The sequence below is a fragment of the Halomonas sp. E14 genome (assembly GCF_052568415.1).
Window position 1 is genome coordinate 1024640 of the sequence record NZ_CP199423.1, and the last position, 23036, is coordinate 1047675.

At 61.5% G+C, this 23036-nt stretch carries 28 protein-coding genes; 8 read left to right on the forward strand and 20 right to left on the reverse strand.

Annotated features, from left to right (window positions below):
• Positions 1 to 5 precede the first annotated feature (5 nt).
• From ACT7B3_RS04680 to ACT7B3_RS04690, 3 genes are all read right to left on the reverse strand, one after another.
• Positions 6 to 3059: an efflux RND transporter permease subunit gene (locus ACT7B3_RS04680; RefSeq protein ID WP_445157034.1), complete on the reverse strand. Its 3054-nt coding sequence runs from the start codon at positions 3057 to 3059 to the stop codon at positions 6 to 8.
• Positions 3060 to 3069: 10 nt separating this feature from the next.
• Positions 3070 to 4122 (reverse strand): efflux RND transporter periplasmic adaptor subunit, encoded by a 1053-nt coding sequence (locus ACT7B3_RS04685; protein WP_445157035.1) that lies wholly within the window; start codon positions 4120 to 4122, stop codon positions 3070 to 3072.
• Between the two features lie 175 nt (positions 4123 to 4297).
• On the reverse strand, positions 4298 to 4942 hold the full coding sequence (locus tag ACT7B3_RS04690; RefSeq protein ID WP_445157036.1) for a TetR family transcriptional regulator: 645 nt from the start codon (positions 4940 to 4942) through the stop codon (positions 4298 to 4300).
• Between the two features lie 160 nt (positions 4943 to 5102).
• On the opposite strand from ACT7B3_RS04690, the gene ACT7B3_RS04695 reads away from it, so the two are divergent.
• Complete coding sequence (locus ACT7B3_RS04695) at positions 5103 to 6134, forward strand: succinylglutamate desuccinylase/aspartoacylase family protein (RefSeq protein WP_445157037.1); 1032 nt, start codon at positions 5103 to 5105, stop codon at positions 6132 to 6134.
• A 5-nt stretch (positions 6135 to 6139) separates the two neighbouring features.
• Here ACT7B3_RS04695 and dusA read toward each other — a convergent pair whose 3' ends face one another.
• Positions 6140 to 7183, reverse strand: a complete 1044-nt coding sequence (gene dusA / locus ACT7B3_RS04700) for a tRNA dihydrouridine(20/20a) synthase DusA (RefSeq protein WP_445157038.1) — start codon at positions 7181 to 7183, stop codon at positions 6140 to 6142.
• A 100-nt stretch (positions 7184 to 7283) separates the two neighbouring features.
• Here dusA and ACT7B3_RS04705 point away from each other — a divergent pair, with 100 nt between their 5' ends.
• Positions 7284 to 8354, forward strand: coding sequence for a site-specific integrase (locus ACT7B3_RS04705; protein ID WP_445157039.1), 1071 nt, complete (start codon positions 7284 to 7286; stop codon positions 8352 to 8354).
• Between the two features lie 4 nt (positions 8355 to 8358).
• On the opposite strand, the gene ACT7B3_RS04710 is transcribed toward ACT7B3_RS04705, so the two are convergent.
• Genes ACT7B3_RS04710 through ACT7B3_RS04760 form a run of 11 tightly spaced genes read right to left on the reverse strand, consistent with a single transcriptional unit; the run spans position 8359 to position 13804 of the window.
• Complete coding sequence (locus ACT7B3_RS04710) at positions 8359 to 8616, reverse strand: pyocin activator PrtN family protein (RefSeq protein ID WP_445157040.1); 258 nt, start codon at positions 8614 to 8616, stop codon at positions 8359 to 8361.
• On the reverse strand, positions 8613 to 8900 hold the full coding sequence (locus ACT7B3_RS04715) for a hypothetical protein (RefSeq protein ID WP_445157041.1): 288 nt from the start codon (positions 8898 to 8900) through the stop codon (positions 8613 to 8615). The genes ACT7B3_RS04710 and ACT7B3_RS04715 overlap by 4 nt, the downstream gene beginning before the upstream one ends.
• Positions 8887 to 9105: a TraR/DksA C4-type zinc finger protein gene (locus ACT7B3_RS04720; protein WP_445157042.1), complete on the reverse strand. Its 219-nt coding sequence runs from the start codon at positions 9103 to 9105 to the stop codon at positions 8887 to 8889. The genes ACT7B3_RS04715 and ACT7B3_RS04720 overlap by 14 nt, the downstream gene beginning before the upstream one ends.
• Positions 9098 to 9313 (reverse strand): hypothetical protein, encoded by a 216-nt coding sequence (locus tag ACT7B3_RS04725; protein WP_445157043.1) that lies wholly within the window; start codon positions 9311 to 9313, stop codon positions 9098 to 9100. The genes ACT7B3_RS04720 and ACT7B3_RS04725 overlap by 8 nt, the downstream gene beginning before the upstream one ends.
• A complete protein-coding gene (locus ACT7B3_RS04730; protein WP_445157044.1) occupies positions 9310 to 9708 on the reverse strand; it encodes a DUF7673 family protein in 399 nt (132 codons plus the stop codon). The genes ACT7B3_RS04725 and ACT7B3_RS04730 overlap by 4 nt, the downstream gene beginning before the upstream one ends.
• A 2-nt stretch (positions 9709 to 9710) precedes the next feature.
• Positions 9711 to 10028: a phage antirepressor KilAC domain-containing protein gene (locus ACT7B3_RS04735; RefSeq protein ID WP_445157045.1), complete on the reverse strand. Its 318-nt coding sequence runs from the start codon at positions 10026 to 10028 to the stop codon at positions 9711 to 9713.
• A gap of 19 nt (positions 10029 to 10047) precedes the next feature.
• Positions 10048 to 12696, reverse strand: a complete 2649-nt coding sequence (locus ACT7B3_RS04740) for a toprim domain-containing protein (RefSeq protein WP_445157046.1) — start codon at positions 12694 to 12696, stop codon at positions 10048 to 10050.
• Between the two features lie 22 nt (positions 12697 to 12718).
• Entirely contained in the window at positions 12719 to 13054 is a 336-nt protein-coding gene (locus tag ACT7B3_RS04745) for a hypothetical protein (RefSeq protein WP_445157047.1), read from the reverse strand.
• Positions 13055 to 13097: 43 nt separating this feature from the next.
• Positions 13098 to 13361 carry an ogr/Delta-like zinc finger family protein gene (locus ACT7B3_RS04750; protein ID WP_160113393.1) on the reverse strand — a complete coding sequence of 88 codons (264 nt, stop codon included), beginning with the start codon at positions 13359 to 13361 and terminating at the stop codon, positions 13098 to 13100.
• 2 nt (positions 13362 to 13363) lie between these two features.
• Positions 13364 to 13564, reverse strand: a complete 201-nt coding sequence (locus ACT7B3_RS04755) for a hypothetical protein (RefSeq protein WP_234277656.1) — start codon at positions 13562 to 13564, stop codon at positions 13364 to 13366.
• Positions 13565 to 13606: 42 nt separating this feature from the next.
• Positions 13607 to 13804 carry a hypothetical protein gene (locus ACT7B3_RS04760; RefSeq protein ID WP_445157048.1) on the reverse strand — a complete coding sequence of 66 codons (198 nt, stop codon included), beginning with the start codon at positions 13802 to 13804 and terminating at the stop codon, positions 13607 to 13609.
• Positions 13805 to 13912: 108 nt separating this feature from the next.
• Here ACT7B3_RS04760 and ACT7B3_RS04765 point away from each other — a divergent pair, with 108 nt between their 5' ends.
• Positions 13913 to 14368 (forward strand): hypothetical protein, encoded by a 456-nt coding sequence (locus ACT7B3_RS04765; RefSeq protein ID WP_445157049.1) that lies wholly within the window; start codon positions 13913 to 13915, stop codon positions 14366 to 14368.
• Here ACT7B3_RS04765 and ACT7B3_RS04770 read toward each other — a convergent pair whose 3' ends face one another.
• Positions 14369 to 14509, reverse strand: coding sequence for a hypothetical protein (locus tag ACT7B3_RS04770; RefSeq protein WP_445157050.1), 141 nt, complete (start codon positions 14507 to 14509; stop codon positions 14369 to 14371).
• Positions 14510 to 14708: 199 nt separating this feature from the next.
• Here ACT7B3_RS04770 and ACT7B3_RS04775 point away from each other — a divergent pair, with 199 nt between their 5' ends.
• From ACT7B3_RS04775 to ACT7B3_RS04790, 4 genes are read left to right on the forward strand one after another with little or no spacing between them, the layout of a single operon-like run.
• Positions 14709 to 15359 (forward strand): XRE family transcriptional regulator, encoded by a 651-nt coding sequence (locus ACT7B3_RS04775; protein WP_445157051.1) that lies wholly within the window; start codon positions 14709 to 14711, stop codon positions 15357 to 15359.
• A gap of 28 nt (positions 15360 to 15387) precedes the next feature.
• A complete protein-coding gene (locus ACT7B3_RS04780; RefSeq protein ID WP_445157052.1) occupies positions 15388 to 17109 on the forward strand; it encodes a DGQHR domain-containing protein in 1722 nt (573 codons plus the stop codon).
• Positions 17081 to 18085, forward strand: a complete 1005-nt coding sequence (locus tag ACT7B3_RS04785; RefSeq protein WP_445157053.1) for a DNA-methyltransferase — start codon at positions 17081 to 17083, stop codon at positions 18083 to 18085. Before ACT7B3_RS04780 ends, ACT7B3_RS04785 begins: the two co-directional genes overlap by 29 nt.
• Before the next feature lie 2 nt (positions 18086 to 18087).
• Positions 18088 to 18747, forward strand: a complete 660-nt coding sequence (locus ACT7B3_RS04790) for an SOS response-associated peptidase (protein ID WP_445157054.1) — start codon at positions 18088 to 18090, stop codon at positions 18745 to 18747.
• 432 nt (positions 18748 to 19179) lie between these two features.
• Here the strand turns inward: ACT7B3_RS04790 and ACT7B3_RS04795 are convergent, their stop codons facing one another.
• A complete protein-coding gene (locus tag ACT7B3_RS04795) occupies positions 19180 to 20463 on the reverse strand; it encodes a Y-family DNA polymerase (RefSeq protein WP_445157055.1) in 1284 nt (427 codons plus the stop codon).
• Positions 20460 to 20900: a LexA family protein gene (locus ACT7B3_RS04800; RefSeq protein WP_103970428.1), complete on the reverse strand. Its 441-nt coding sequence runs from the start codon at positions 20898 to 20900 to the stop codon at positions 20460 to 20462. The genes ACT7B3_RS04795 and ACT7B3_RS04800 overlap by 4 nt, the downstream gene beginning before the upstream one ends.
• Positions 20901 to 21031: 131 nt before the next feature.
• On the opposite strand from ACT7B3_RS04800, the gene ACT7B3_RS04805 reads away from it, so the two are divergent.
• Complete coding sequence (locus tag ACT7B3_RS04805; protein ID WP_445157056.1) at positions 21032 to 21382, forward strand: S24 family peptidase; 351 nt, start codon at positions 21032 to 21034, stop codon at positions 21380 to 21382.
• Positions 21383 to 21546: 164 nt separating this feature from the next.
• On the opposite strand, the gene ACT7B3_RS04810 is transcribed toward ACT7B3_RS04805, so the two are convergent.
• The gene (locus tag ACT7B3_RS04810; protein WP_445157057.1) at positions 21547 to 22587 is read right to left on the reverse strand and encodes a contractile injection system protein, VgrG/Pvc8 family; all 1041 of its coding nucleotides are present in this window, start codon (positions 22585 to 22587) and stop codon (positions 21547 to 21549) included.
• Positions 22588 to 22594: 7 nt separating this feature from the next.
• Positions 22595 to 23020: a phage tail protein gene (locus ACT7B3_RS04815; RefSeq protein WP_445157058.1), complete on the reverse strand. Its 426-nt coding sequence runs from the start codon at positions 23018 to 23020 to the stop codon at positions 22595 to 22597.
• Between the last annotated feature and the right edge of the window lie 16 nt (positions 23021 to 23036).

Below are 23036 nucleotides of genomic sequence, written 5' to 3' on the forward strand. Positions count from 1 at the left end.
GCGGGTCAGGCCTTGTACGGCTGGCGTTCGGGCCGGATGCCGAAGAACAGCGCGTAGAGCACCGGCACCGCGATCAGCGTGAGCAGGGAGGCGAAGGCCAACCCGCCCATGATGGTCACCGCCATGCTGTTGAAGAAGGCGTCGGCCAGCAGCGGCAGCATGCCGAGGATGGTGGTGCCGGCGGCCAGCAGCACCGGGCGCAGGCGGCTGACGCTGGCGTCGATAAGTCCATCCAGGCGCGCTTTGCCGGTGTCGATCTGGGCGTCGATCTCGTCGACCAGCACGATGGCGTTCTTCATCAGCATGCCCGACAGGCTGAGCATGCCCAGCAGGGCGGTGAACGAGAACGGCAGCCCGGTGAGCAGCAGTCCAATCACCACCCCGCATACCGACATCGGCACCACCAGCCAGATGATCAGCGGCTGGTGCAGCTTGCCGAACAGCAGGATCGACGTCAGCAGCATCACCAGGGCGCTGATCGGCAGCTGCCGGGCCAGGGCGGCCTGGGCCTCCGCCGAATCCTCGTGCTCGCCGCCCCATGCCATGCGGTAGCCGGTAGGCAGCGCCATGTCCTCGAGGCGGTCGCGCACCGCAGTGAAGGCCTGGTCGGCGGTATAGCCTTCGGCGGGGTCTGCCTCGACCGTCAGGGTGCGCACCCGGTTGCGGCGCACGATCAACGCTTCCTCGCTGTGGGTCTCGAAGGCGTCCACCACCTGGGTGAGGGGGATGAAGGTCTGCTCGGCGGCGCTCCAGATCAGCCGGTCGGCGAGTAGCGCCACGTCGTTGCGCTCTGCTTCCGGGGGGCGCGCCACGATGGGCAGCAGCGTGTCGTCTTCCCGGTAGGTGCCGGCCTGCACCCCCGAGGAGGCAAACTGCAGCGTTTGGGCGATCTCGTCGCGGCCGACGCCGGCCATGCGCGCCCGCTCCTCGTTGATCTGCGGCACCACCACCAGCTCCTGCTGGCGCCAGTTCTGGCGGATGTCGATCAACTGCGGGTATTCCGCCATCCTGCGCTGGGCCTCGTTGCCCAGTTCGCGCAGGACGCTTGGGTCGTTGCCGCTGAAGCGCGCCTCGATCCTGGCGCCGTCGCCGGGGCCGAACTGCAGCCGGCGGGTGCGCACTTCCGCGTTCGGGTAGGCCTCGCTCAGCTCCCGGTAGATGCGCCGGTCGAGCGCCGGGATGTCGTCGAGGCTCTCGGTGCGAATGATGAACTGCGCGTAGCCGGGGTTGGGCTGCTCCGGTGCGTAGGTGAGCATGAAGCGGGTGGCCCCCTGGCCGATGAAGCTGGAGACCGCCTCCACGCCCGGCTGCTCCAGCAGGTAGCGGTCGATCTCGCGGGCGTCGCGTGCCGTGGCGCGAATGTCGCTGCCCTGGGGCAGCACATAGTTGACGTAGAAGATCGGCGTGTTGGAGTCGGGGAAGAACGACTGGGGGATGAAGCCGAAGGCCCAGAAGCACAGCGCCGTGATGGCGACCAGGGCGCTGACGGTCAGCGCCCGCAGCTTCAGGGCCAGGCCCAGCAGGCGCTTGTACAGGCGGTAGAGCAGGCCCTTGTAAGGGTCTTCGTCGCCGTCGCCGGACTGGCGCAGCAGGTAGTAGCCGAACAGCGGCGTGACCGTGATGGCGAGCAGCCAGCTGAGCATCAGCGAGATCAGGATGACCATGAACAGGGAGAACAGGAACTCACCGGTCACATCGTCGGACAGGCCGATCCCGGCGAAGGCCATGATGCCGATGACGGTGGCCCCGAGCAGCGGGACCTGGGTGCGGCGAGCGGCGGCGCTGGCGGCTTCGGTGGCGTTCTGCCCGCGCTTCATGTTGATCACCATGCCTTCCGCCACCACGATGGCGTTGTCCACCAACATGCCCATGGCGATGATCAGCGCCCCCAGCGAGATACGCTCCATCTCGATGTTCAGCAGCGCCATGAACAGCAGGGTGCCGAGCACGGTGAGCAGCAGGGTGGCCCCCACCACCAGGCCGATGCGCCAGCCCATGAACAGGCACAACACGCCGATCACGATGGATACCGACATGGCCAGGTTGAGCAGGAAATCGTTGATGGCGTCGTCAACGACGCGATGCTGCTCGTAGATCGGGTGCAGCTCGACTCCCAGCGGAATGCGCCCCTGCAGGCTCTCCAGGTGCGCTTCGACGGCGTCGCCGACTTCAATGATGTTTTCCGTCTCGATGCCGGCCACCGCCAGGGTGAAGGCGTCGCTGCCGTTGTGGCGGACGAGGTGGTTGGGAATCTCGCTGGGCTGGCGGTAGACGTTGGCAATGTCGACCAGCGAGATCTGCTCGGTGGTGCCGGGTCGCCCGATGCGTATCGCCTCGATGGCGGTCACGCTGTCCACGGCCGTGCGGGCGACGATGCGCACATGGCTGTCGCCCACGCGCAGCGCCCCGGCGTCCTCCACGGTGTTTTCCGTCTGGATGGTATTGACCACCTGCTCGACGGGGATGCCGAGCGTGGTCAGGCGCTCGTTGGGAATTTCGACATAGATCGTCTCCTCGCGCTCGCCCGCCGTGGTGACCCTGGCCACGCCGGGTACGGTCAGCAGCTCCCGCTGCAGGAAGGTGGAGATGTCGAGGATCTCCTGCGCCGAGAACCCCTCGGCCGTGACCGCGTAGAACAGCCCGTAGACCTCACCGAAGTCGTCGTTGACCTGCGACGGTTGGGCGCCCGCGGGAAGCGCGCCCTGGGTGTCGTTGATCTTGCGCCGCAGCTCGTCCCAGATCTGCGGCAGTTCATGGCTGCGATAGTCGGAATGGACCTCCACCTCGATCTCCGAGCGCCCGGGCAGCGAGGTGGAGGTGATCACGTCGATCTGCTGCAGCTCCTGTATCGCACGCTCCAGCCGCTCGGTGACTTCCTCCTCGACCTCGCTGGCGGTGGCACCGGGGTAGGGGGTGTTGATGATGGCGTTGGGGATGGTGAAGGCGGGATCTTCCAGCTTGCCCACGGTATTGAAGCCCCACAGCCCCCCGAAGAAGCACACCACCACGATCAACCAGGTAGTGAGCGGTCGCTCGATGGAGCGTCGTGCGATATCCATGCGCGGCTCCTTATAGCGAATCCCGTAGCGGTGCCACCGTCATACCTTCGCGCAGCAGATGCACGCCGGCAGCGACGATGGTTTCGCCATGGCGCAGCCCGGCGATCACCGGCACGTAGTCACCGCTGATCTCGCCGACGGTGACTCGCTGGGCCGCGACGGTCTCGCTGTCGGCGTCGTAGCGCCACACGTGAAACCGTCCGGCCTCGTCCTTCGCCAGCGCGCTGACCGGCACCATTACGATGGGCGGCACCACCGCCTCGCGCAGCTCGACGTATACACTGGCGGTCATGCCGGGCAGCGCGACCAGGGGAACGTCGTCGTCCAGCGCGAACTCGACCTCGTAGGTCTGGGCAACCGGATCGGGTTCGGTGACGCGTTCGCGGAACGTCAGGGGCAGGCGCTGGCCTGGCATCGAGACGAGTTCCGCCTGCACCCGGAAACGCGAGGGATCATCGAGATGACGCACCAGTGACTCCGGTACATTGATGCGTATGCGCAGTTCGGACACATCCTGCACCCGCACGACTTCGGCATTGGCCGGCACATTGCTGTGATTCTCGACCAGGCGCCGCGTCACCAGGGCATCGAAGGGGGCTTCCAGGGTGGTGTGTTCGAGGTCGCGCCTGGCGCTGTCGAGCTGCACGTCGGCGAGTTCGTACTCGGTGCGGACCGCGTCGACGTCGGCCTGGGCGATAGCATTCTGCTCCAGCAGGCTGCGCTGGCGCGCCAGTTGGCGCCGGGCCAGCTCCTGCTCGGCTTCGGCACGGCGCACGGCGAGTTCGTAGTCGGTGGGGTCGAGGCGGGCGATCAGCTCGCCGCGGGGGATCACCGTGCCCTGCACGGCGGGGAATTCCTGCAGCCGACCGCTCACGCGAAAGGAAAGATCGACGCTCTGCAGCGCAGCGACACGGCCGACGAAGCGGCGGCTGGGAGCGACTTCCTGCTGTCCGGCCTGGTACAGCTTCACCACCCGCGTGGGGGGCTCGGTGGGCTCTTCCGTGTCGTTGCAGCCCGACAGGCCAAGCGCAATGAGCAACAGCCACGCGATGCCGCGTTTCATGATAGGCCTCCCTGCCTTGATCAACGATGTCTCAATCTAGTCGCTACGGCACGATGTTGCACGCCCGTGGGAAATGAGACGCTTTATCCATATCGGAGAAGGGGGATGTGCAATGGTGAGTACCACCTGACGGCAGCACCCCGGGCTGGTGATTGTGCCGAAGGCAGCGCGACGGCTACACAGGGCGCGCCGCGCCTGTGGCGCTCGGGCTGCGGGAGACCAGGCGCAGCATGGTGTCCACCAGCTCCATGCCGCGCTGCACCAGCGAATACTGTTCGTGATTGCGCAGCCAGTCATGGAACAGGCCACCCAGAGACGCCTGGAGAAGGCGGGCAGCCTGCTCGGGGGAGATGTCCTCGCGCAGCTGCTGCTGTTCGGCGGCGACGCTGAAATACTCAATGAGGGCGCCGCACGCCTCCTGAGCAATCTCGTTTTGCATGGCCAGCGGGTCGATCTCACCGAAGGTTTCGCAATGGTGGATCAGAATGGCATGCACGCGCCGATAGCGTGGTTGTTCGAGGCGGGCGAATCCACGTTGGCAGGCCTGGCGAATGGCCTCCAGCGGGCGCTCGGCCAGCCCCGGGTCGCCGATCTCCTCGACCAGCTCCTCGAACGGCATGCGTACCCGCAGCAGCATGGCCCGGAACAGATCGGCCTTGTTGTGGAAGTGCCAGTACACGGCGCCCCGTGTCATGCCGGCGTGGCGGGCGATCTGTTCCAGCGAGGTGCGTGCGACGCCGCGCTCGAGGAAGATGGCCTCTGCAGCATCGAGCAGCATTTCTCGGGTGGCGGCGGCTTCCGCTTTGGTACGTCGTGCCATGATGGGGCGACTCTCTTCTTTCGTGCAGACGGCGATAGGCTCATTCTACCCCAGTTCAGGAGGGTTTACATACAGCTATGTATGGTTGGTGGGCGCTGCCTCGCCAAGCCTAACGCACTGCGGTATAAAGGAAACGCCGTTTTCTGCCTCGGAGTTGCCCATGGCTCGCCCCTCCTTCGAACTCGCCGGTACCCGGATCAAGCCAGGCAGTCGGCTGCAGATCGACGTGCCGGTGGCGCGCCTTTATACCCACGCTCCCTTGCATATTCCCGTGGAAGTCGTGCATGGGCGCCTGGACGGCCCGGTGCTGCTGGTGTGCGGCGGTATCCACGGTGACGAGATCAACAGCGTGGAGATCGTGCGCCGGCTGATGCGCTCCAAGCAGATCCAGGGCCTGCATGGCACGCTGATCGCCGTGCCCATCGTCAACGTGTTCGGCTTCATGCAGCACAGTCGCTACCTGCCCGACCGGCGCGATCTCAACCGCTGCTTTCCCGGCAGCGAGACGGGCTCGCTGGGCGCTCGGGTGGCGGCGCTCTTCCGCGAGCAGATCGTCGATCACGCCACGCACATCATCGACCTGCACACCGGTGCTATTCACCGCACCAATCTTCCACAGATCCGCGCCCAGCTGAGCCCAGGCAGCGAGACCGAGCGTATGGCCAATGCCTTCGGCGCGCCGGTAATCCTCAATGCCGAACTGCGTGAGGGCAGCCTGCGCCATTACGCCCAGACACGGGGTATCCCGGTGCTCACCTACGAGGCCGGCGAGGCGCTGCGTTTCGATGAATGGGCGATTACCCCGGGTGTGCGGGGAGTGCTGAGGGTCATGCGGCGACTGGGTATGCTGACCGGCGAGCATCGCCGCCGGCCGCCGCCGGCCGCCGAGCTGGCGAACGGTTCGAGCTGGGCGCGTGCACCTATCGACGGCATCCTGCGGCCCAAGGTGCGGCTCGGCGCGCGGGTGGCCAAGGGTGATGTGCTGGGCAAGGTGGCGGACCCCTTTGGCAACGCGGAGTCCAGCGTCAGGGCCATGGCCGACGGTATCGTGATCGGTATGAGCCGGCTGCCGCTGGCTAACGAGGGCGAGGCGCTGTTCCATATCGCCCGCTTCGACGCCATCGAAGAGGCCGAGAGCGCCATCGAGACCTTCCACTCCAGCCTCGAGCCGCCGCCCGACCCGCTCTATTGAAGGGCTCAGACCGTTTTGGTGGGTTCGCGCTCCGGCACCAGGCTAAGCGCATCGTCGTACACCCGCAGGCAGGCGCCGTCCCGGTGGCCGTTTTCGGAGAGATGCCGACGGAAACGGCGCCCGCCCGGCTGGCCCTGGAACAGCCCCAGCAGGTGGCGGGTCACGTGATTGAGCTTGGCGCCTTCCTCGAGCCGGCGGGCGATATAGGGGCGGAACGCTCTGGCCGCGGCGTGGCGGCTCACGGCCGGCCCCGGCATTCCGTACAGCGCTTCGTCCACCCCGGCCAGTAGCCAGGGGTTCTGGTACGCCTCGCGGCCCACCATCACGCTGTCGACGTGGTCGAGCTGTTCGCGGCACTCGTCCAGCGTCTTGATGCCGCCGTTGATGCCGATGTGCAGCTCCGGCCGGCTCGCCTTCAGGCGGTGCACGCGAGGGTAGTTGAGCGGCGGGATGTCGCGATTTTCCTTGGGCGAGAGCCCCTGCAGCCAGGCCTTGCGTGCATGCACGATGAACACCTCGCAGCCGGCGTCCGCGACCTGGGCGATGAAGCGCTCCAGGTCGGTGTCCTCGTCCTGATCGTCGATGCCGATGCGGCACTTCACCGTGACCGGGATCTTTACCGCCCCGCGCATGGCGCGCACCGCTGCCGCCACCTTCTCCGGGTGGCCCATCAGGCAAGCGCCGATCATGTTGTTTTGCACTCGGTCGCTGGGACAGCCGACGTTGAGGTTCACCTCGTCGTAGCCCCACGCCTCGGCAATTGCCGCGCACTCCGCCAGCTCGCCCGGGTCGCTGCCGCCCAGCTGCAGCGCGATGGGATGCTCCACCTCGTCGTAGCCGAGAAAACGCTCCCGCGGGCTGCCGTGCAGGATGGCGCCGGTGGTCACCATCTCGGTATACAGCAGTGCCTGGTGGGTCAGGGTGCGAGCGAAGGCCCGGTAATCGCGGGTCGTCCAGTCCATCATAGGGGCTACGGAGAACGTCCTGTTCAGCGCAGGACGCGCTGTGCCAGTATCCATGCGGGTTGTGGCGGTTGCCTTGTCAGTCATAACTGTTCATATTTACAGTATATATGCCTCGTTTTGCGCTAATGCTTGGTACATTTTTGGCACACGAGGCACTGGCGATTTGGTACATCGGAGGATGCGCGTGGCGACGATCAGGAAGCGTCGAAAAAAGGACGGCAGTTTCTCATACATGGCCCAGATCCGCATCGCTCGGCGTGGACAACCAGACCACTCCGAATCGCGGACGTTCCCGAAGAAGGCGATGGCCGAGGAGTGGGCCAAGCGCCGCGAACTCGAGCTGATGCAGCCCGGCGGTATCCTGACGGCGAAGTGGCGGGGCGTGACTATGGGCGACGCCTTCGAGCGCTACCTGCATGAGTTTGCCCAGGACGCCGGCCGCAGCAAGCGGGCCACTATCCAGCAGCTGCAGCGCCTCCCGATCGCTCGGGTGAAGATCACCGAGCTGGGCAGCGAGCAGATCATCGAGCATGCCGTAATGCGCAAGAATAGCGGCATCAAGCCAGCTACCATCAACCAGGATATCGTCTGGATCGGGATCATCCTGAAGACGGCCGCGGCCGCCTGGAAAATGCCGGTAAACCTCAACGACTTCGAAGCGGCAAAGCTGCTACTACGCAGCAAGGGACTGATCAGTAAGCCAAGCTCTCGTGACCGGCGACCGACGGATGCCGAGCTAGAGCAGATCCGCGTCTATTTTCAACGCTCCCAGCGGATCCGGCCGAGTGCCATCATCCCCATGGAGGACATCATGGACTTCGCGATCGCCTCTTCGCGGCGCCAGGAGGAGATTACCCGGCTGCAGTGGTCTGATCTGGACGAGGTGGCGATGACCTGCTGGGTGCGGGACGCGAAGCATCCGCGGCAGAAGTGGGGCAACCACAAGCGCTTCAAGCTGACCCACGAGGCGATGGCCATCGTCCAGCGACAGCACAGGGCAGCTGGCGAAGACCGCATCTTCCCCTACAACGGCAAATCGATTGGGACCCGGTGGCGGGCGGCCACGGCCGCTTGCGGGATCGAGGATCTGCGCTTCCACGACCTGCGTCATGAAGCGACGTCGCGGTTGTTCGAGGCAGGGTATGAGATCGTCGAGGTGCAGCAGTTCACACTGCACGAGAGCTGGGAGGTGCTCAAGCGCTACACGCATCTCCGCCCGGAGAACCTGGCCCTTCGCCAGGCCCCGGGCGGGTAGTCCTTCATTCGTTCACATGCTTCCAGAGTTCATGCGCCTCGGCCCGCTTCGCGTCCAGGTACCTGGCTAGATCCACGGCGCTGACCAGCCAGGGCGACTTCTGCGAGTCTCCAGCGCGATAGACGGGCACCGGCAGCGCTTGAGCGCCGGCGCGCATGCTGGCGGTACGAGCGTTGATGCCAAAGTAGCGCGGGGCAACCTCCTCGAGGGGGATCTCGGCGCGGCCGTTGAACTCGGCGAGCAGTCCGAAGTAGGTATTCATGCTTGGCTCCTCTGCGTAGCATGCCAGCGGCCGAAGCGGGCGCGGATGCCCTTGAAGGTGGCGGCGGCGTAGGGGTTGTGATCGAGCTCGGCTCGGCTTTCGATACGGCAGGCCTGGCAGAGCCAGTCCCGCGCGTCTTGTTCGCTGTGGGTACCGTCGGGCAACTGGCTAGGCGTAAGGCCGAATTTATGTCGCTTGCGCCGATCCAAGTAGAGCCGAAACAGCTCGTCTTGGCAGAGCAGAGCGGCGATCTTGGCCAGCCGGCCGCCCTTAACGGGCGGCATGTTTGCCCCTCCTTTCACGAAGGCTCTGGCATCCGATGCAGGTGGTTGCCCAGGGCGCGGCGAGGCGCCGTGCCTGTGGGATCTCCTCGCCGCACTCCTCGCACCAGGGATCGGTGGCCACGGTGCTGGGCAGTTTGGTGCGACTCAGTGCGCTGGCCAGTGAAGTTTCGATGATCTCGCCGGCGAGATCCGCGGAATCAGCCATGGGTTTGCTCCTGGTGGTGAAGGGTGAATTGCCGGACTCGGTAGCCCTTGGTTTCCCGTACGTGCCAGAAGGCTGGGCGGCGCTTTGGCTCGACGTTGTGGCAGGCGCAGAAGCGGTACTTCGCGCCGTGCGGTGTGGGGTGAAGCGAGCCAACGATCGGCTCGCCGGCGGGCGTTACGACGCCCCAGAGGGGGGTGGCCATGGTCATTCCGCCTCGCTCGTTTCGGTGAGCCAGAAGCGCTGCATCACCTTGCTGCCGTCGTCCAGGTACTCGTGCAGTTCGCGGCCGGCGTACGTGGCCCACTCGATGACGGTGAGCGCTGCGCGCTGCAGATCGCGGTCGATCACGCGCAGGCGGGTGAGCTCGAGCGGCCACTTGCCGTCGTTGTATATGGCCAGCAGGATGCGACGGCAGTGGTGGCTTTGGCCGGTGTGGCCCTGAGCGACCTCGACCAGGCGCAGCAGTGCCGTTGGGCCGAGCTTCTCAATCTTGGCCAGCCGGTTCTCGGCGTCGGTTTCGGCGGCGAGAATCGCTTCCAGGGCCTGGCGATTGCGCTCGCGAAGGCGTTCAGAGACGCGGGGCATACGTGATTCATGGCTCATGATCAGCTCCTTGCGTGGTTCGGTTGTTGCGGTACCTGCCGGGTGGCGTGCAGCACCGGCAAGTGGTCGATATCGATACCGAGCTTTTCGGCGATGTGGTCCAGGCCGGCGTCGGAGACTTCGGTACGGCCGTAGTGGGTCCAGCCGGCGACCGGGTGCCGAAAGGTGCCGGTCTTCACGCGAAGTAGGCGGCCACCGCGGTAGGCGCCGGCGGGCAGGTTGTCGGGGCCGAGCATGCCGGCCTGGCGCAGCCGGCGGGTGAGGGTGTTGCGGCCCAGGTTGAGCAGGGCAGCGGCCTGGTCGAGGGTGTAGGTATGCATCGCTGATCTCCCTTTCCTGTCAGCCACGCTCGAACAGCCAGCACTTGACGGTGCCGCCGTTCGGCCGGGTCTTCGAATAAACGGGGTGGTTGGACGCCACGAACTTGCGCGCCTTGCTGCCCTTGAGCTGGCGTTTCAGCTCGCGCATGTCGAAGCGGAAGTGATGGTCGGCGGCGAGCTTCTCGAACTCCTTCAGGTTGATGGCGAGGTAGCCTTGGCCGGCGTTGTGGTCGAGCACGTTCTCCACGCGGGTGCGCTCCAGGTACTCGACGGTTTCCCAGAACTCCTCGACCAGCGGGTGATCGGCATTGATGGCCTGTTGCCGCTCGATGGCCATCGCGGCCACCAGGTGGTGCGCCTGGGCGATTGCCTCGGCGGTGAACAGGCCGAGGCCTTTCGGCCCCAGGCAATCCACCAGGGCGGCGATCTGGGCGTGGTTCTGGGCGATGCGCAGCGAGCGCACCTCGGGCATGGCGTGGATCTGCTCGAAGTAGTGCGACATTTGCTTGGCGTAGAGGCCGAGCAGCTCGCTCTCACGTGAGGTGGCCTCGAGGATGAAGCGCGAGACGTGGTCGATCTTCATGCCCTCGAGTGCCTTGGCCGCGGCGAAGGTTTCGCGGGTCTGGCCTTCCTTAGTGAAGAACAGGTGCACGATGCGCTGCATGATGGCGTCGGAGCCGGCCACGGCGGCGTTCTGGCTGATCACGATGGCGCCACGGAAGGGCGGCTCGTAGGTATCGCTGCCCATGTTCTTCACGCCGGTGGCGCGCACGCTGCGGCCGTTGTAAGCCGTCTTGAGTTCGTCCCAGTCGAACTGCTTGGCCTTGTTGCCGCCCTCGGCGTCGCGATCGGACTCGATCAGCACCACCGGCAGGTTGGCGACCTGGACGAAGCGCCGGGCGCGGCCGGCGGCGGACGACTTGGCCGGGTCGAAGCCTTCCTCGTCGTTGCGGCCGAGCAGCTTCCACATGAACTCGATCAGGGTCGACTTGCCGGCGCCGGCCTCGCCGACGATCTCGAGGAAGGGGAAGCTCTTGTCGCGGGAACGAATCTGCTCGGCGAACAGGGTGCCCAGCCAGAAGGCCAGGGCAACGACGCCCTTGCTGCCGAAGGCGTGCTGGATCAGCCCGGCCCAGTCGGTGCGGTAGTCGTTCGGGTCGTTGTTGATGTGCAACTGGGTGGACTGCGAGAGGGTCTTGAGCGCGGTGCGGCCCAGTTCGAAGAAGTCCTCGTCGTTGCGCTGATAGATCTTGCCGCCCTTCACGGCGAAATCGCCCAGCACGTAGGCCTCGTACTCGCGGGCGTAGCCGACGAAGTTGATCGTTTCCACGGTGCGGATGGGCAAGTGCTGCGCCAGGGTGGCGTCGAGCTGCTCGGTGGAGCCCGTCCACTGCGCGCCGGGGGCGATCGACAGCAGGCGCTTTTTGAACTCTGTGGCCGAGGCCAGGGCGCTGCCGGTTACGGTGTTCTTCACCGTGTAGCGCTCGCCCGGGTACTCGATGCGGTAGTAGTACCAGCTCTCATCGGTGAGGGCGTTGCGCTGGAAATAGAGCGGACGCGGGTGGCAGTTGGCGATGCGCTTGATGGCACCGGACTGCTCCAGGGCCTTGTCACGGGCCTGGCGCTCGCTCATGGGGCGATCGCCGTCGATCAGGTCGCTGTAGATCTTCTGGTACTTGTCGAGGTCGAGCTTGAACCAGTAGGTCTGGCTGCGGTGCACGAAGGGGAACTCGCGGCGCTCGGTCTTCTCGTAGATCAGCAGCGCCTTGTCGTTGGCGCTGGGCGCGATCAACAGCGCGCCGTTGTAGCGGTACTCCTCGAGGTGCTTCTCGGTGAGCTCGCCGCGCTGATGCAGGTCGTTCCAGTCGCGCCCTTCGCTGGGCTGGGCGGCTTCGCACTCCCAGCCGGCGGCACGCGCCCGGCGGATCAGCTTGAGCGTCCACTCCTGGCCGGCCTTGCCGGTATCCAGCGCCCACACCAGGGTAGGCCGAGTGCGCCCGGCTTGCCGGCAGGCCTGATCCAGCGCTTCGAGCGCCTTCTCGGGGTAGTTGTTGCAGCTCATCGCCGACACGGCGGCGATGCCGTGATGGGTGAGGGCGATGGCGTCGAAGATGCCCTCGACGACCCACAGCTCATCGACCGCGGCGAGCTCCACCGCCGGCGGGCACCACCACTGGCCGCGGTAGCTGCCGCGGAAGTTGGCCTTCTGCTTGCCGAAGCGGGCGGGCTTATCGATCAGCCGTTCCCACCACACGCCAGCGCCCAGGGTGAAGCGCACGGTGGCGGAGGCGGCATCAATCTTGGGATCGAAGAAGCTCTCCTGGGTGTACCAGCCCTGGATGCGCTCGAGCTCGAAGCCGCGGCCCATGCTCAGGTAGGCATCGGCCACCGGCGTGCTGCTTTGCGGCTTGCCCGTGGCGGGTGGCAGGTTGGCGAAGCGCTCGCTCCAGGAATCGAACAGCTCGGGGAACAGCTCTTTCACGTGGACCTGGCTGCCGCACTTGTTCTCGCGGCCGCACTTCACCATCCAGGGCGCGTCAGACTTGATGAAGGCTTCGCGCTTGCCGCACTCGGGGCAGCGCACCTTCTGCAGGTACGTGCCGCGCTCTTCGGCTTCGAAGTCGCGGATCAGTCGCGTCACGATGTCGTCGCGCAGCCGGTTATCCATGTACGGTGCCTTCTCTACGGGTTCAGTGCTGGGAAGTAGCCGGGGGCATCGGTGTGCTGCGTTCCTGGGCATGCAGGCGCAGCAGGTCGGCCACGGAGAAGGCCAATGCGTTACGACCCGGGCGGCGCACGACCACCACGTGGGCGGTGGAGGCCTCGGCGTCGATATAGGCGGTCTGGTTCAGCGTCTCGAGCTCGGCCAGCGCCTGCAGGGCGGCCAGGCCGGCGCGTTCCAGGGTGATGCCGTGGGACTCGACCAGGTGAGAGGTACAGCGCTCCAGCGCGACGGTGCGCTGATAGGGCCGGGGCATTTTCAACAGGTACGCGCAAGCCGCGTCATTGATAGTCAATGCGTGCATGGGTCTCGCTCCGATTGTGGGTGTTGCTGGGGTGGGGTGGCGGCTACCCGGTAGCCGCCTGAGCCATGGCCAGTTCGCGCAGGCGTGGCACCAGCGGCAGGGCTACCGTGGGATTCGGCATGTCGCTGGGCGTGATGGTGTGGGTGATCTCGATAGAGATCTTGCCGCGCCAACCGCATTCTGGGTTACGGCACTCGATGACCGCCTCGCGGTACACCGGGGTGAGCCCCTGGCTCTTACGGATACCCGCCGTTTCACCGCAGTGGGGGCAAGGGATACGCGGCTTGTTTCGGAACTGAGTGGTCAAGGTCAGTTTCTCCCTGCGAGATAGAGGGCGCGCCCGCGCCCGGTGAGCCCTTGAGCGCCCTTGCGCAGCCTTCTGCGCAGCAGCCACTCGGCGGCTTCTTCGTTCGTTCTGAGGTTCTGCTGTACGCGAACCTGATCGAGTACGGCTTCGAGCTCGTCATCCAGCGGGAGCTGCAGGTCGCCGCGGCGGGACTCGTCAGCCATAAATCCAGTGCTCCTTGAGGTCCTCAAAAGGGCCTGCCATTCCTACGCCCGGCGGGGCACATTGAGTTCGAGATCGGCGATGCCCAGGGTTTCCAGGGCTTCCTTCATCACCAGCTGACGCAGCAGCACGGCTTTATCGATGCCGGTGTAATCGACCAGCGCATCGATCAGGCGCCGCTCGTACTCGTCGAGGTTGATGGCGCCGTAACGGGAGCGCACAAGTTTTGGGTCCTGGTACATGGTGGGTGTCCTTTCTGATGTACATCAGTGAGGGGCGATAGAATCGGAGCGACTCGATGGGCAGCCAGTGGCATCGGGTGGCACCGTAGACGACAAAGGAGTAGGGGAATGAAGCAGGTGAGTGTCATTGGGGACGCGATCAAACGCGCCCACGGACTGTGGGACTTCATTGACTCTGGCGGTGAGGCCGCTAAGCGGCTTTCCGACCTTCAAAGGGCGTTGGTAGAAGCCCAGATACGCGAGACGGCGTTGATTGAGGAGAACGCTGCGCTGAAGCAGACGGTTGCCGGCTATGAACAGTTTGAGATTGAAAAGCAGCACTACGAAGCGGAGCAATTGCCCAGCTCGGCTTGGGTGATGCGGCTCCGCGTCGGGGTGCATGTCGATACGCATCTTGCGCAGCAGGGCATGCAGTTTTGTACACAGTGCTTCTTCAAGCGTCAGCTTTCGATACTCCAGCCGCTCGATAAGCGCTCGACGTCCTGCCGGTTTCTTAAATGTCATGTGTGTAGCTCCGAAGTGATGATCGATCCGCCCCCGCGGGGCTGCGTGGATGTCTGTTGATCAGCTGGCGGCGAGGGTGTCGTCTTCGTACTGCTGGATGCCGCGAAGCATCAGCATTCGCGCCGTGGCGGAGAGCGAGCGCATCTCGGTTTGGGCGATATGCTCCACCTTCTCGCGCTCCGCCTCGGTCAGCTGCGTCATCACCGGTTTGTTGCAACCGTTCGGTGCACGAGCCGGCACTGTCCGCATGGTTTCAACGGGGCTCATGGGGTAGGCTTCCTTAAGGTTGTCTAAGACTGTAACGACAGGATGAAACCGAACGGTTTCCTTGTCAAGTGGAGTATGAGACTGAATGGTATCTTTTGGCGAGAGGCTGCGTAAGGAAAGGGACCGATTGGGCATGACTCAAGCCCAGTTCGGTGACCTGGCTGGCGTGACCAAAAAGACGCAGATGCTTTACGAGAGTGATCAGCGCAGCCCAAAGGCCGACTATCTCGCTGCTCTGAGTGGTGGCGGTGTTGATGTCCATTATGTGCTGACAGGAAACCGTACGGTGACAGAACCGAACGGTGCTCCGGAAGCTTCTCGGGTTGCTGACGGGGCGCATGTGGTTGCCTCAAGTCAGCCGGGATCAGGCCTCGCCGAGGTAAAGCTCTACGATGTAGAAGGTGCCGCCGGCGCAGGCCGCTCGCTGGAAGAGGAGCGAATCGAGGGCATGCTCTACTTCCCCGAGGCGCAGCTGGCCGCCCTGGGCATCCAACCCGGGCAGGTGGCCGGCATCAAGGTGCGCGGAGATTCGATGGAAGGCACCCTGGCCGATGGCGACTGGGTGCTGGTCGATCTGGCCAACCGCGACATTCGGCAGGAAGGGGTGTTTCTACTGACGGTGAGCGGCGAGCGGCGCATCAAGCGCCTGCAGCGCTTGGCCGGCGGCGCGCTGTACCTGATTAGTGATAACGAGCACTACCAGCCAGAGATGATCACTCCGCAGCAGATGGGGGAGGTAGAGATATTGGGGCGGTGTGAGATAAGGATAGGCAGGGTTAGTTAGCTCAAATTAAGGTTACTTTGAGGCTATTATGGCGCAGGGTGAAAAAGTAGTTAGAAAGAAAAAACCAGCTGTGGCAAAAGCAAAAAGAAATTCGCTTTTGCGTACAGTGTTTACAGGGTGTGGGTTTGGTGAAATTAAGTCAGAAAATATCGAATTTGTCTTTAAGGGGGATGCATCTGAATTTGACTATATATTTGTTTTTAATAATTTAGTAGTGATTTGCGAAGAGACTGAGGGTGCAAAAAGAGGCAGTGATCATTTCAGAAAAAAACAAACATTCGCGACTCTTTTAAGTTCTGATTTGACCAAAGCGCTTGAGGAATATTCGAGATTAAACAAGAATTTCTCTTCCTATCTTGAAGATCAGGAGCTTGAGGTCGATGATCTTGAGGTAAGGTTTTTATATTATTCTTGTGAGAAAGAACAAGAGGCCGCTAATACTGGGCCTTATAAAATACTTAAAATAGAAACAGCTAAGTATTTTGAGGAAACGATTAAAACTATTGGTGGTTCAGCTAGGTATGAATTGCTAAAGTACCTTGATGTTAAGTTGAGTCAGTTGGGAGATCAGCGTATCAAAGGTCGGCCTGATAAGCCGGCTGAGGATACCTTTGATGCCTTCATATTGTCCGGGAAGCAAACTAATTATCCGGAAGGGTTTTATGTAGTTTCGTTTTATGCTGATCCCGAATCTCTTATTGAGAGAGCTTATGTTTTAAGAAGACATGGTTGGGAGAGTCCTGAGATATCTTATCAGCGCATGTTGAGTAATAAAAAATTAAAAGAAATGCGTATGCATCTGTCTTCGGATGAGAAAGTATACGTAAACAATTTGGTCATTACATTACCATCAGACATGGTTGTTTATGAGGCCAAAGATGGTACGAAGAAGCAAGTGGATTTTCATGACATAACAACTGTTAAGCCAGTTGTTATAAATCTCCCTAAAGAGCTTGCTTCTATAGGCATAATTGATGGTCAACATCGCATATATTCTTACCATGAGGGTGTTGATCAGAGTGAGTCAAAAATAAGAAAAATTCGGAAGCGCCAAAATTTATTGGTTACTGGTATCGTTTTTCCTGATAATTACACCGATAAAGAGCGGGTGAGATTTGAAGCCGAGCTTTTTCTTAAGATTAATAATACACAAACAGCGGTTTCATCAGGATTGAGGCAAGAAATTGAAACCTTAGTCAATCCGCTGTCAGGCCTTGCTATTGCAAAAGCCGTTGCGGATCAGCTGTCAAAACATAGTGCAATAAAAGGAGTTCTTAAAACATCCGTATTTGACAGAAGCTCTCGTATCCCAACAGCTTCAATTGTTAGGTATATTCTTAAGCCATTGGTTGATCCAGAGTCAAAGGGGTCAAATGAACTTTTCAAGCTCTGGGCATGCAAAAACCCAGTGCCCTTGACTGACAGCTTTCGAGATGAATACGTGAAATTTTGCAAGCAAATTATAAACGAAATGCTGGTGGGGGTTAAACAAAATCTTACTTCTGAGCAGTGGGCGCCCAAAAATCCGAAAAATAAAGGCGTGCTTTCACCAACTTTCATTAACGGTCTGCTGGTTTGCTTAAGAGAGCTTATTTCCAATGACAAGATTTACTATGATGATGGTGGGGGGTTGATTTCGCCTGACTATCAAAAGGCTTTTTCTAACATTGCTTCTTTTAGGCTGCGGGCATATACTTCTAGTCGCTGGGCAGAGCTTGGCCGTGAACTTTATAGCGCCTACTTTAAATGATCGGGATGTTGAAATGAGCATTGTTTGCAATAGTAGTGTTTCTGCTATCAATAATATTCATAATGGTGGCCTTTGCTCAATTTTTGAAGGCGACTGCATAGAGCTCCTTGCCAACATCCCTGACGCATCTGTTGATATGGCTTTTTCTTCACCTCCTTACTGCATGGGTAAGGCGTACGAATCTACGAAGGAATTGTCAGATTTTATCGCTGCCCATGAAATGCTCTTTCAGCACATTGTGCGTATCCTGAAGCCAGGGGGAAGCTTGTGTTGGCAAGTTGGTATGCATGTAAAAGATGGGGTCAGCACGCCTCTAGATGCTTTGGTTTATGCTGAATCTTTAAAACATGCAGAGCTTAAGTTAAGAAACAGAATTATTTGGACGTTTGGACATGGTTTGCACTGTTCCAACCGTTTTAGTGGGCGTCACGAGACAGTAATGTGGTTTACAAAAGGCGATGCTTACTCTTTTAATCTTGATGCTGTAAGAGTAGCTCAGAAATATCCTGGTAAAACTTCATCGCGAGGGGTGAATAAAGGTCGGCCAAGCGGTAATCCATTAGGCAAAAATCCGGGCGATGTCTGGAATATCCCAAATGTAAAGCAAAATCATGTCGAGAAAACTGCTCATCCTTGCCAGTTCCCCGTTGCGTTGCCGCAAATCTTTATTCGGGCGCTTGTGCCTGAAAGTGGATTAGTGTTGGATCCATTCTCTGGGAGTGGAACAACAGCGGTGGCAAGCTTGGTAGAAGGTCGGCGATTTATTGGCTCTGAGATCAACAAAGAGTATAACCAGATCGCTAGTTGCCGAATTAGTGATGCTCTTGAAGGAGTGGCAAAGGTACGCCCTTGGAATAAAGAGGTTGCTGTACCCGATGCTAAATCAAAAGTAGCAAGGGTGCCTGAGGGATACGAGCATCGAGAAAGGGTGATGGATACCTTAGTTCAAAGTTTGATTCCGACCTTCCAAGCGTAACTATGTGCGGCCGCTTTGCTTCCTACAACGCCTACCCCAAGCTAGCTCGCCGGCTGGGTGTCGTGGTGGCCGAGGAAGGGCCGCCACCCCGCTACAACATTCCACCGGGCACCTGGATAACCGGGTTTCGGCAGGTGGCGCATGATGCCCCACCCGAGCAGCTCGAGCTATGGTGGGGCTATCGGCCGAAGTGGGCGAAGGGCAAGGCCGCGCAGCCAATCAATGCCCGAGTCGAGACGGTGGCCACCAGCGGCTACTTCAAGCACGCCTTCGCACGTGCACGTTGCATCGTACCTGCCGATGGCTGGTTCGAGTGGTTGGCCACCGATAACGGCAACCAGCCGCACTACTTGACCAGGATCGACCGCGAGGCGATCGCTTTTGCTGGCATCTACGCTGAGCGGGAGGATGGCAGCCTAGGCTGTGCGATTCTCACCGAGCCCGCCCGAGGCACTGCCGCCGAGGTGCACGACCGCATGCCGCTGATTCTCGACGACGCCAGCCTTGAACCATGGCTTGATCCGGACCTGACGGATCGGGAGACGATCCGACACGTGGTGCGTCACCTGGATGCGTCGCTGTACGAGCACTGGCCGGTTAGCCGGGCTGTGAACTCAGCCAACAGTGAAAGCTTTGAGTTGATTGAAAAATTGCCAGTTTGAAGCGGTCACTGTGTGGGAATAAGCTCAATCCCGAGCATAAGTCGAGTTAACATGCCGCCACTTACACCGAAAAGTAACGATAGGCCTACTCCGGTAAGATATATGTCATAAGTTGTTAAGGGGGAGCTCCTCTCTTTTTTTGTAATCATTGAGTCAGAGAGTCCTTTGAGTACTAGCCATCCGGCCAATATTACATAGGCTCCGGATGCTGAGGATAAAAAGTAAATGGTTCTTTCAACCAAGCCTAGATAGACGACAGGCCTTCTATCAACGTTTCCTTCCGAATCGGCCTTGAGGCTTCCGTATTGCCTGTCTAGGTATAGGTATAAAAGATGTATGATGATGCCGCCCGCAACTACGGACCAAGCAAACCCCATTATAAATGGCCACATCTTGTAACCTCATTTTTATATCTTAGCGCCAAAGCGTGGCTTATATTCCAACTGTAGGCAATTCCATCCACTCTGTCGTCCATCTGTTACTGCGGTTTGCGCAGCGCAAATGCCAGGCTGCACCTGGGCTAGGCATACCTAACTTAACAGTATCACGCCCCATGCGCTGATTGAGCGCGTCCATGGCTGACATCAGCTTTGCACTGCGCTGCCGCTCCGCGTCGCTTTGTGGCGTATCGAGCAACGAGAGCTGTTGTCGATCGGCGTCGATCAGGTCGAGCAGCATCACGCCGCCTTTCTGGTACAGGTAGCCTTTGCGGTAGATCCGCTGCAGGGCCTGGCCGGCGGTGTGCAGTATCTCGCGGCTATCGGCCGTGGGGCGGGGTAGTTCGAGCAGCAGGCTCGGCGAGTACTGGTGCAGGTCCTGCCGGAACGGATTGGTCTTCAGGAACACCAACACGGCCTTGGCCAAGCCGTTCTGCCGGCGGAGCTTTTCGGCGCCGCGTTGACCGTGCTGCCGGATCGCTTCGCGGATCTCGTTGATGTCGTCGGTGAGCTTGCCGAAGCTGCGGCTGGTCATGATGCGCTGGCGGGCTTCGTCGAAGTCATTCATTTCGATGCAGGGCACGCCGCGCAGCTCCAGGGCGGTGCGCTCCAGAGTGACCGAGAAGCGACGGCGGATCTCCTTGGGGTTGACGTGGGCGAGGTCCCAGGCGCTCTTGATACCCATCAGGGCCAGGCGCTCGACGAGCCGGCGGCCAACGCCCCAGACGTCGCCCAGCTCGATTTTCTTCAGCAGTACCTGCGTATCCCTGCTGTCTCGCTGTAGTACGCATACGCCCTGGTAAGCCGATATCTTCTTGGCCGCACGGTTCGCCAGCTTGGCGAGGGTTCGCGTGGGCGCGACACCCACGCAGACCGGTATGCCGGTGAATTGACGCACCTTCTGATGCAACTGCCGGGCATGCTCGAGCAGCTGCTCATGGGCGAAGCCATCGAATCTCACGAACATCTCGTCGATGGAGTAGGGCTCAACGGCGGGGGCGAACTCCTCGAGCACGGATTGCACTCGTTGGCTCATGTCGCCGTATAGCTCGTAATTGCTGGAGAGGAGATGGATGCGCCCCTGCCGGACCAGGTGTTGCAGCTCAAACGCTGGCGTGCCCATGGTGATGCCAAGCGCCTTCAGCTCGTTGGAGAGCGCTATCACGCAGCCGTCGTTGTTCGACATCACACCCACCGGGAGGCCACGCAGCCGCGGTTGAAACACGCGCTCGCAGCTGACGTAGAACGAGTTGCAGTCGACCAGACCGATCATGCTCATACCGGGTACTCGTGAATGACCGAGCGCACCACGCCCCAGACCTGGCACTCGATATCAACGAGCGGGATGGGGGCGTAGCGGGGGTTACCTGAGCAAAGGAACGGCACGTTGCCCTTCAGCTCGTAGCGCTTGATGGTGATTTCGCCGTCAACCATTGCGACCAGGATGTGGCCGGGGCGGGGCTCGAGTGAGCGATCGACCAACAGCAGGTCGCCTTCGTAGATGCCCAGACGCTCCATACTGTCGCCGGTCACACTCATGAAGAACGTCGCCGAGGGGCGTTTGACCAGCCGTTCATTGAGGTCGAGCGTGCGGCCTTCGTAGTCCTGCGCGGGGCTGGGGAAGCCCGAGAGCCCGGCGCGGCCGAGGGCCAGGGGGTAGGGAAGCGCAAGCGATGGCGGCTCGGGATGAGCCGCGATGAGGTTTGCCAGTGTCATGGTGAGTCCCTTTGTACTGCTGTCGTTTTATACAGTATTCTCGACATCGTCGGTTTCAGGCAACAGGCAAACGCTAATGGAAATTAGCGGCTCGACGGTCAGCAGAGAAAAAAGTGAGGCGAGGCAGGGGCATGCGCGTGAACTATCTGGGTCCGCTGCGGGAGGGCATTCATCCGGCTATGGACGGGCTCAACCTGAAGCAGTTCAAGGCTGGCTGCTACTTGGTCGAGGTGAGCTCGGAGGCGGGGGTGGATGGCCCGATCATCGAGGGCGATGTGCTGGTGGTGGATGAGTCCCGGCCGGTAGGCCATGCCGACCTGGTAGTGGCGGAGCTGGATGGGGAGCAGCGGCTGTACCAAACGCATCGAATTGGCGGTGCCTACCGGCTGCTGCCAACGGCAGGGCCACGGCATTCGGTAATCGCGCGAATATCGGACCTGCGCGGTGTGGTGGTCAGCCAGGCGCGTCGGTATGCAGTGTGAATGGTGAATGGCTTACACATCGTTGCGCAATGGCTCCTTTTCACGGAGATCGTGCGGTTGATAGGTTAAACCAGACGCTTCGATTGTGACCGGTTTGCCACGGTCGCCAGGGATGAACAGAGGCGCACCTGCGAAGCCCCGGCCAGGGATGGTCGGGGCTTCGCTTATTCCTGCTCCTGCTCCTGCTCCTGATCGTGCTCGGCGCCGAGTACTTCGCACCTTGCCCGGGTGCCGTAGCCGTTGTCGTCGAGGGTGTGTTCCACCTCGGTGACGAGCCAGGGCGTGGCGTCAATCTCGGGCTTGAAGCCGCTGACCTGTAGCGGCGATTCCGGCAGAACATCGGCGCGGCCGTGGGCGAGTGTCAGCTCGAACTCGGCCAGCCCGCGCTGAATGCGGCGCCACTCGGCACGCGCGGCATCTAGGGCGTCGGCCTCGCTGGCGTATGTGGGGCGGAGCTGCTTGGCGTTCTCGCCGTCTCCGGAGAGAACGGTGCGCCGCTGGGCACCGCTAGTGTCGTTCCAGTAGGCCTTCACACCGCTGTAGGCATCGCGCTCGGTAACGCTGTAGCGATGCTGATCGCCATCGCGCCGGGTCAGGGTGATGGTGGGCATGGCCTGGCCGCTGGCGGTGAGTGCCTCGCCGGCCAGGGTGAAGAGCAGGCGGCCGGCCTTTACTGCGGCAATGGCGTCATAGCGCTGGCCGAGTCGGGTCAGAAAATTGAGGTCCGACTCCTCGGTCTGGTCGATATGGCCGACGCGAATGCCGCCCAGGGTGTGGCCGATGACTGGCTCAAGCTCGTGTCGGCGGGCGATGGTCTCGACGATCTCACTCAGGGCGAGGTTGTGCCAGCCATAGGTGCGTTTACCGGGTAGCTTGCCGCGCATATCGGCGGAGCGCGCGCGGATGATGAGCTGATCCGGCGTGCCGGTGTGCTGGATCTCGTCGACGATAAAGGTGCCTTTCTCGACGAGGCCTTCGTGCTGCCAGCCGAAGGCGAGGGTGAGCTCGGCGCCGCGGCGGGGCAAGGCCAGGGCGCCGTCGTGGTCGGCCAGGGTGATGTCGAGCTGGTCGGCCTCAAGGCCGCGCTGTTCGCGCAGGGTGAGGCTGACCAGGCGACCGTTGAGGCGTGGCGTGATGTCGGTACCGGCCAGGGTGAGGCGGTAGCTGGGCCGGCGATAGCGGTAGGGCGTGGCATTGGCGTTCATGGCGGGCTCACACGTAGGCGCCGGCCAGGCGGGCGATGGTGTAGGTGGTCAGGCTGCCTAGCAGGTCGGTGCGGGTGTCATCGACGTGCTCGAGCGTGAGTGTGAACTCGATTTTCTGGGGCATGCCGTCGCGGAAGAAGTGGCTGGTGGTTTCCTCGACCTGCGTCACTACCCACAGGCCGTACTGCCGGCCGGTGCCTTCCACCAGTGGCCAGGCCTGTCCCTGGTCGGCCATATCGCGGATCTCATCCAGGTCGAGGCGGCCGCCGGTGAATTCCGGTAGCAGCGTGCCGGAGAGAGTAATGATGTCGGTACCGGGACCGACGAACTGATACGCCGGCCGATCGCCAACGCGGGACTGGTTGGCGTGGCGCCATTGGGTGATCCGCTTGAGCTCCTGATAGGGCACGGTGCGGGTCTGAAAAACGAACATTCCTAAAGCCATCAAC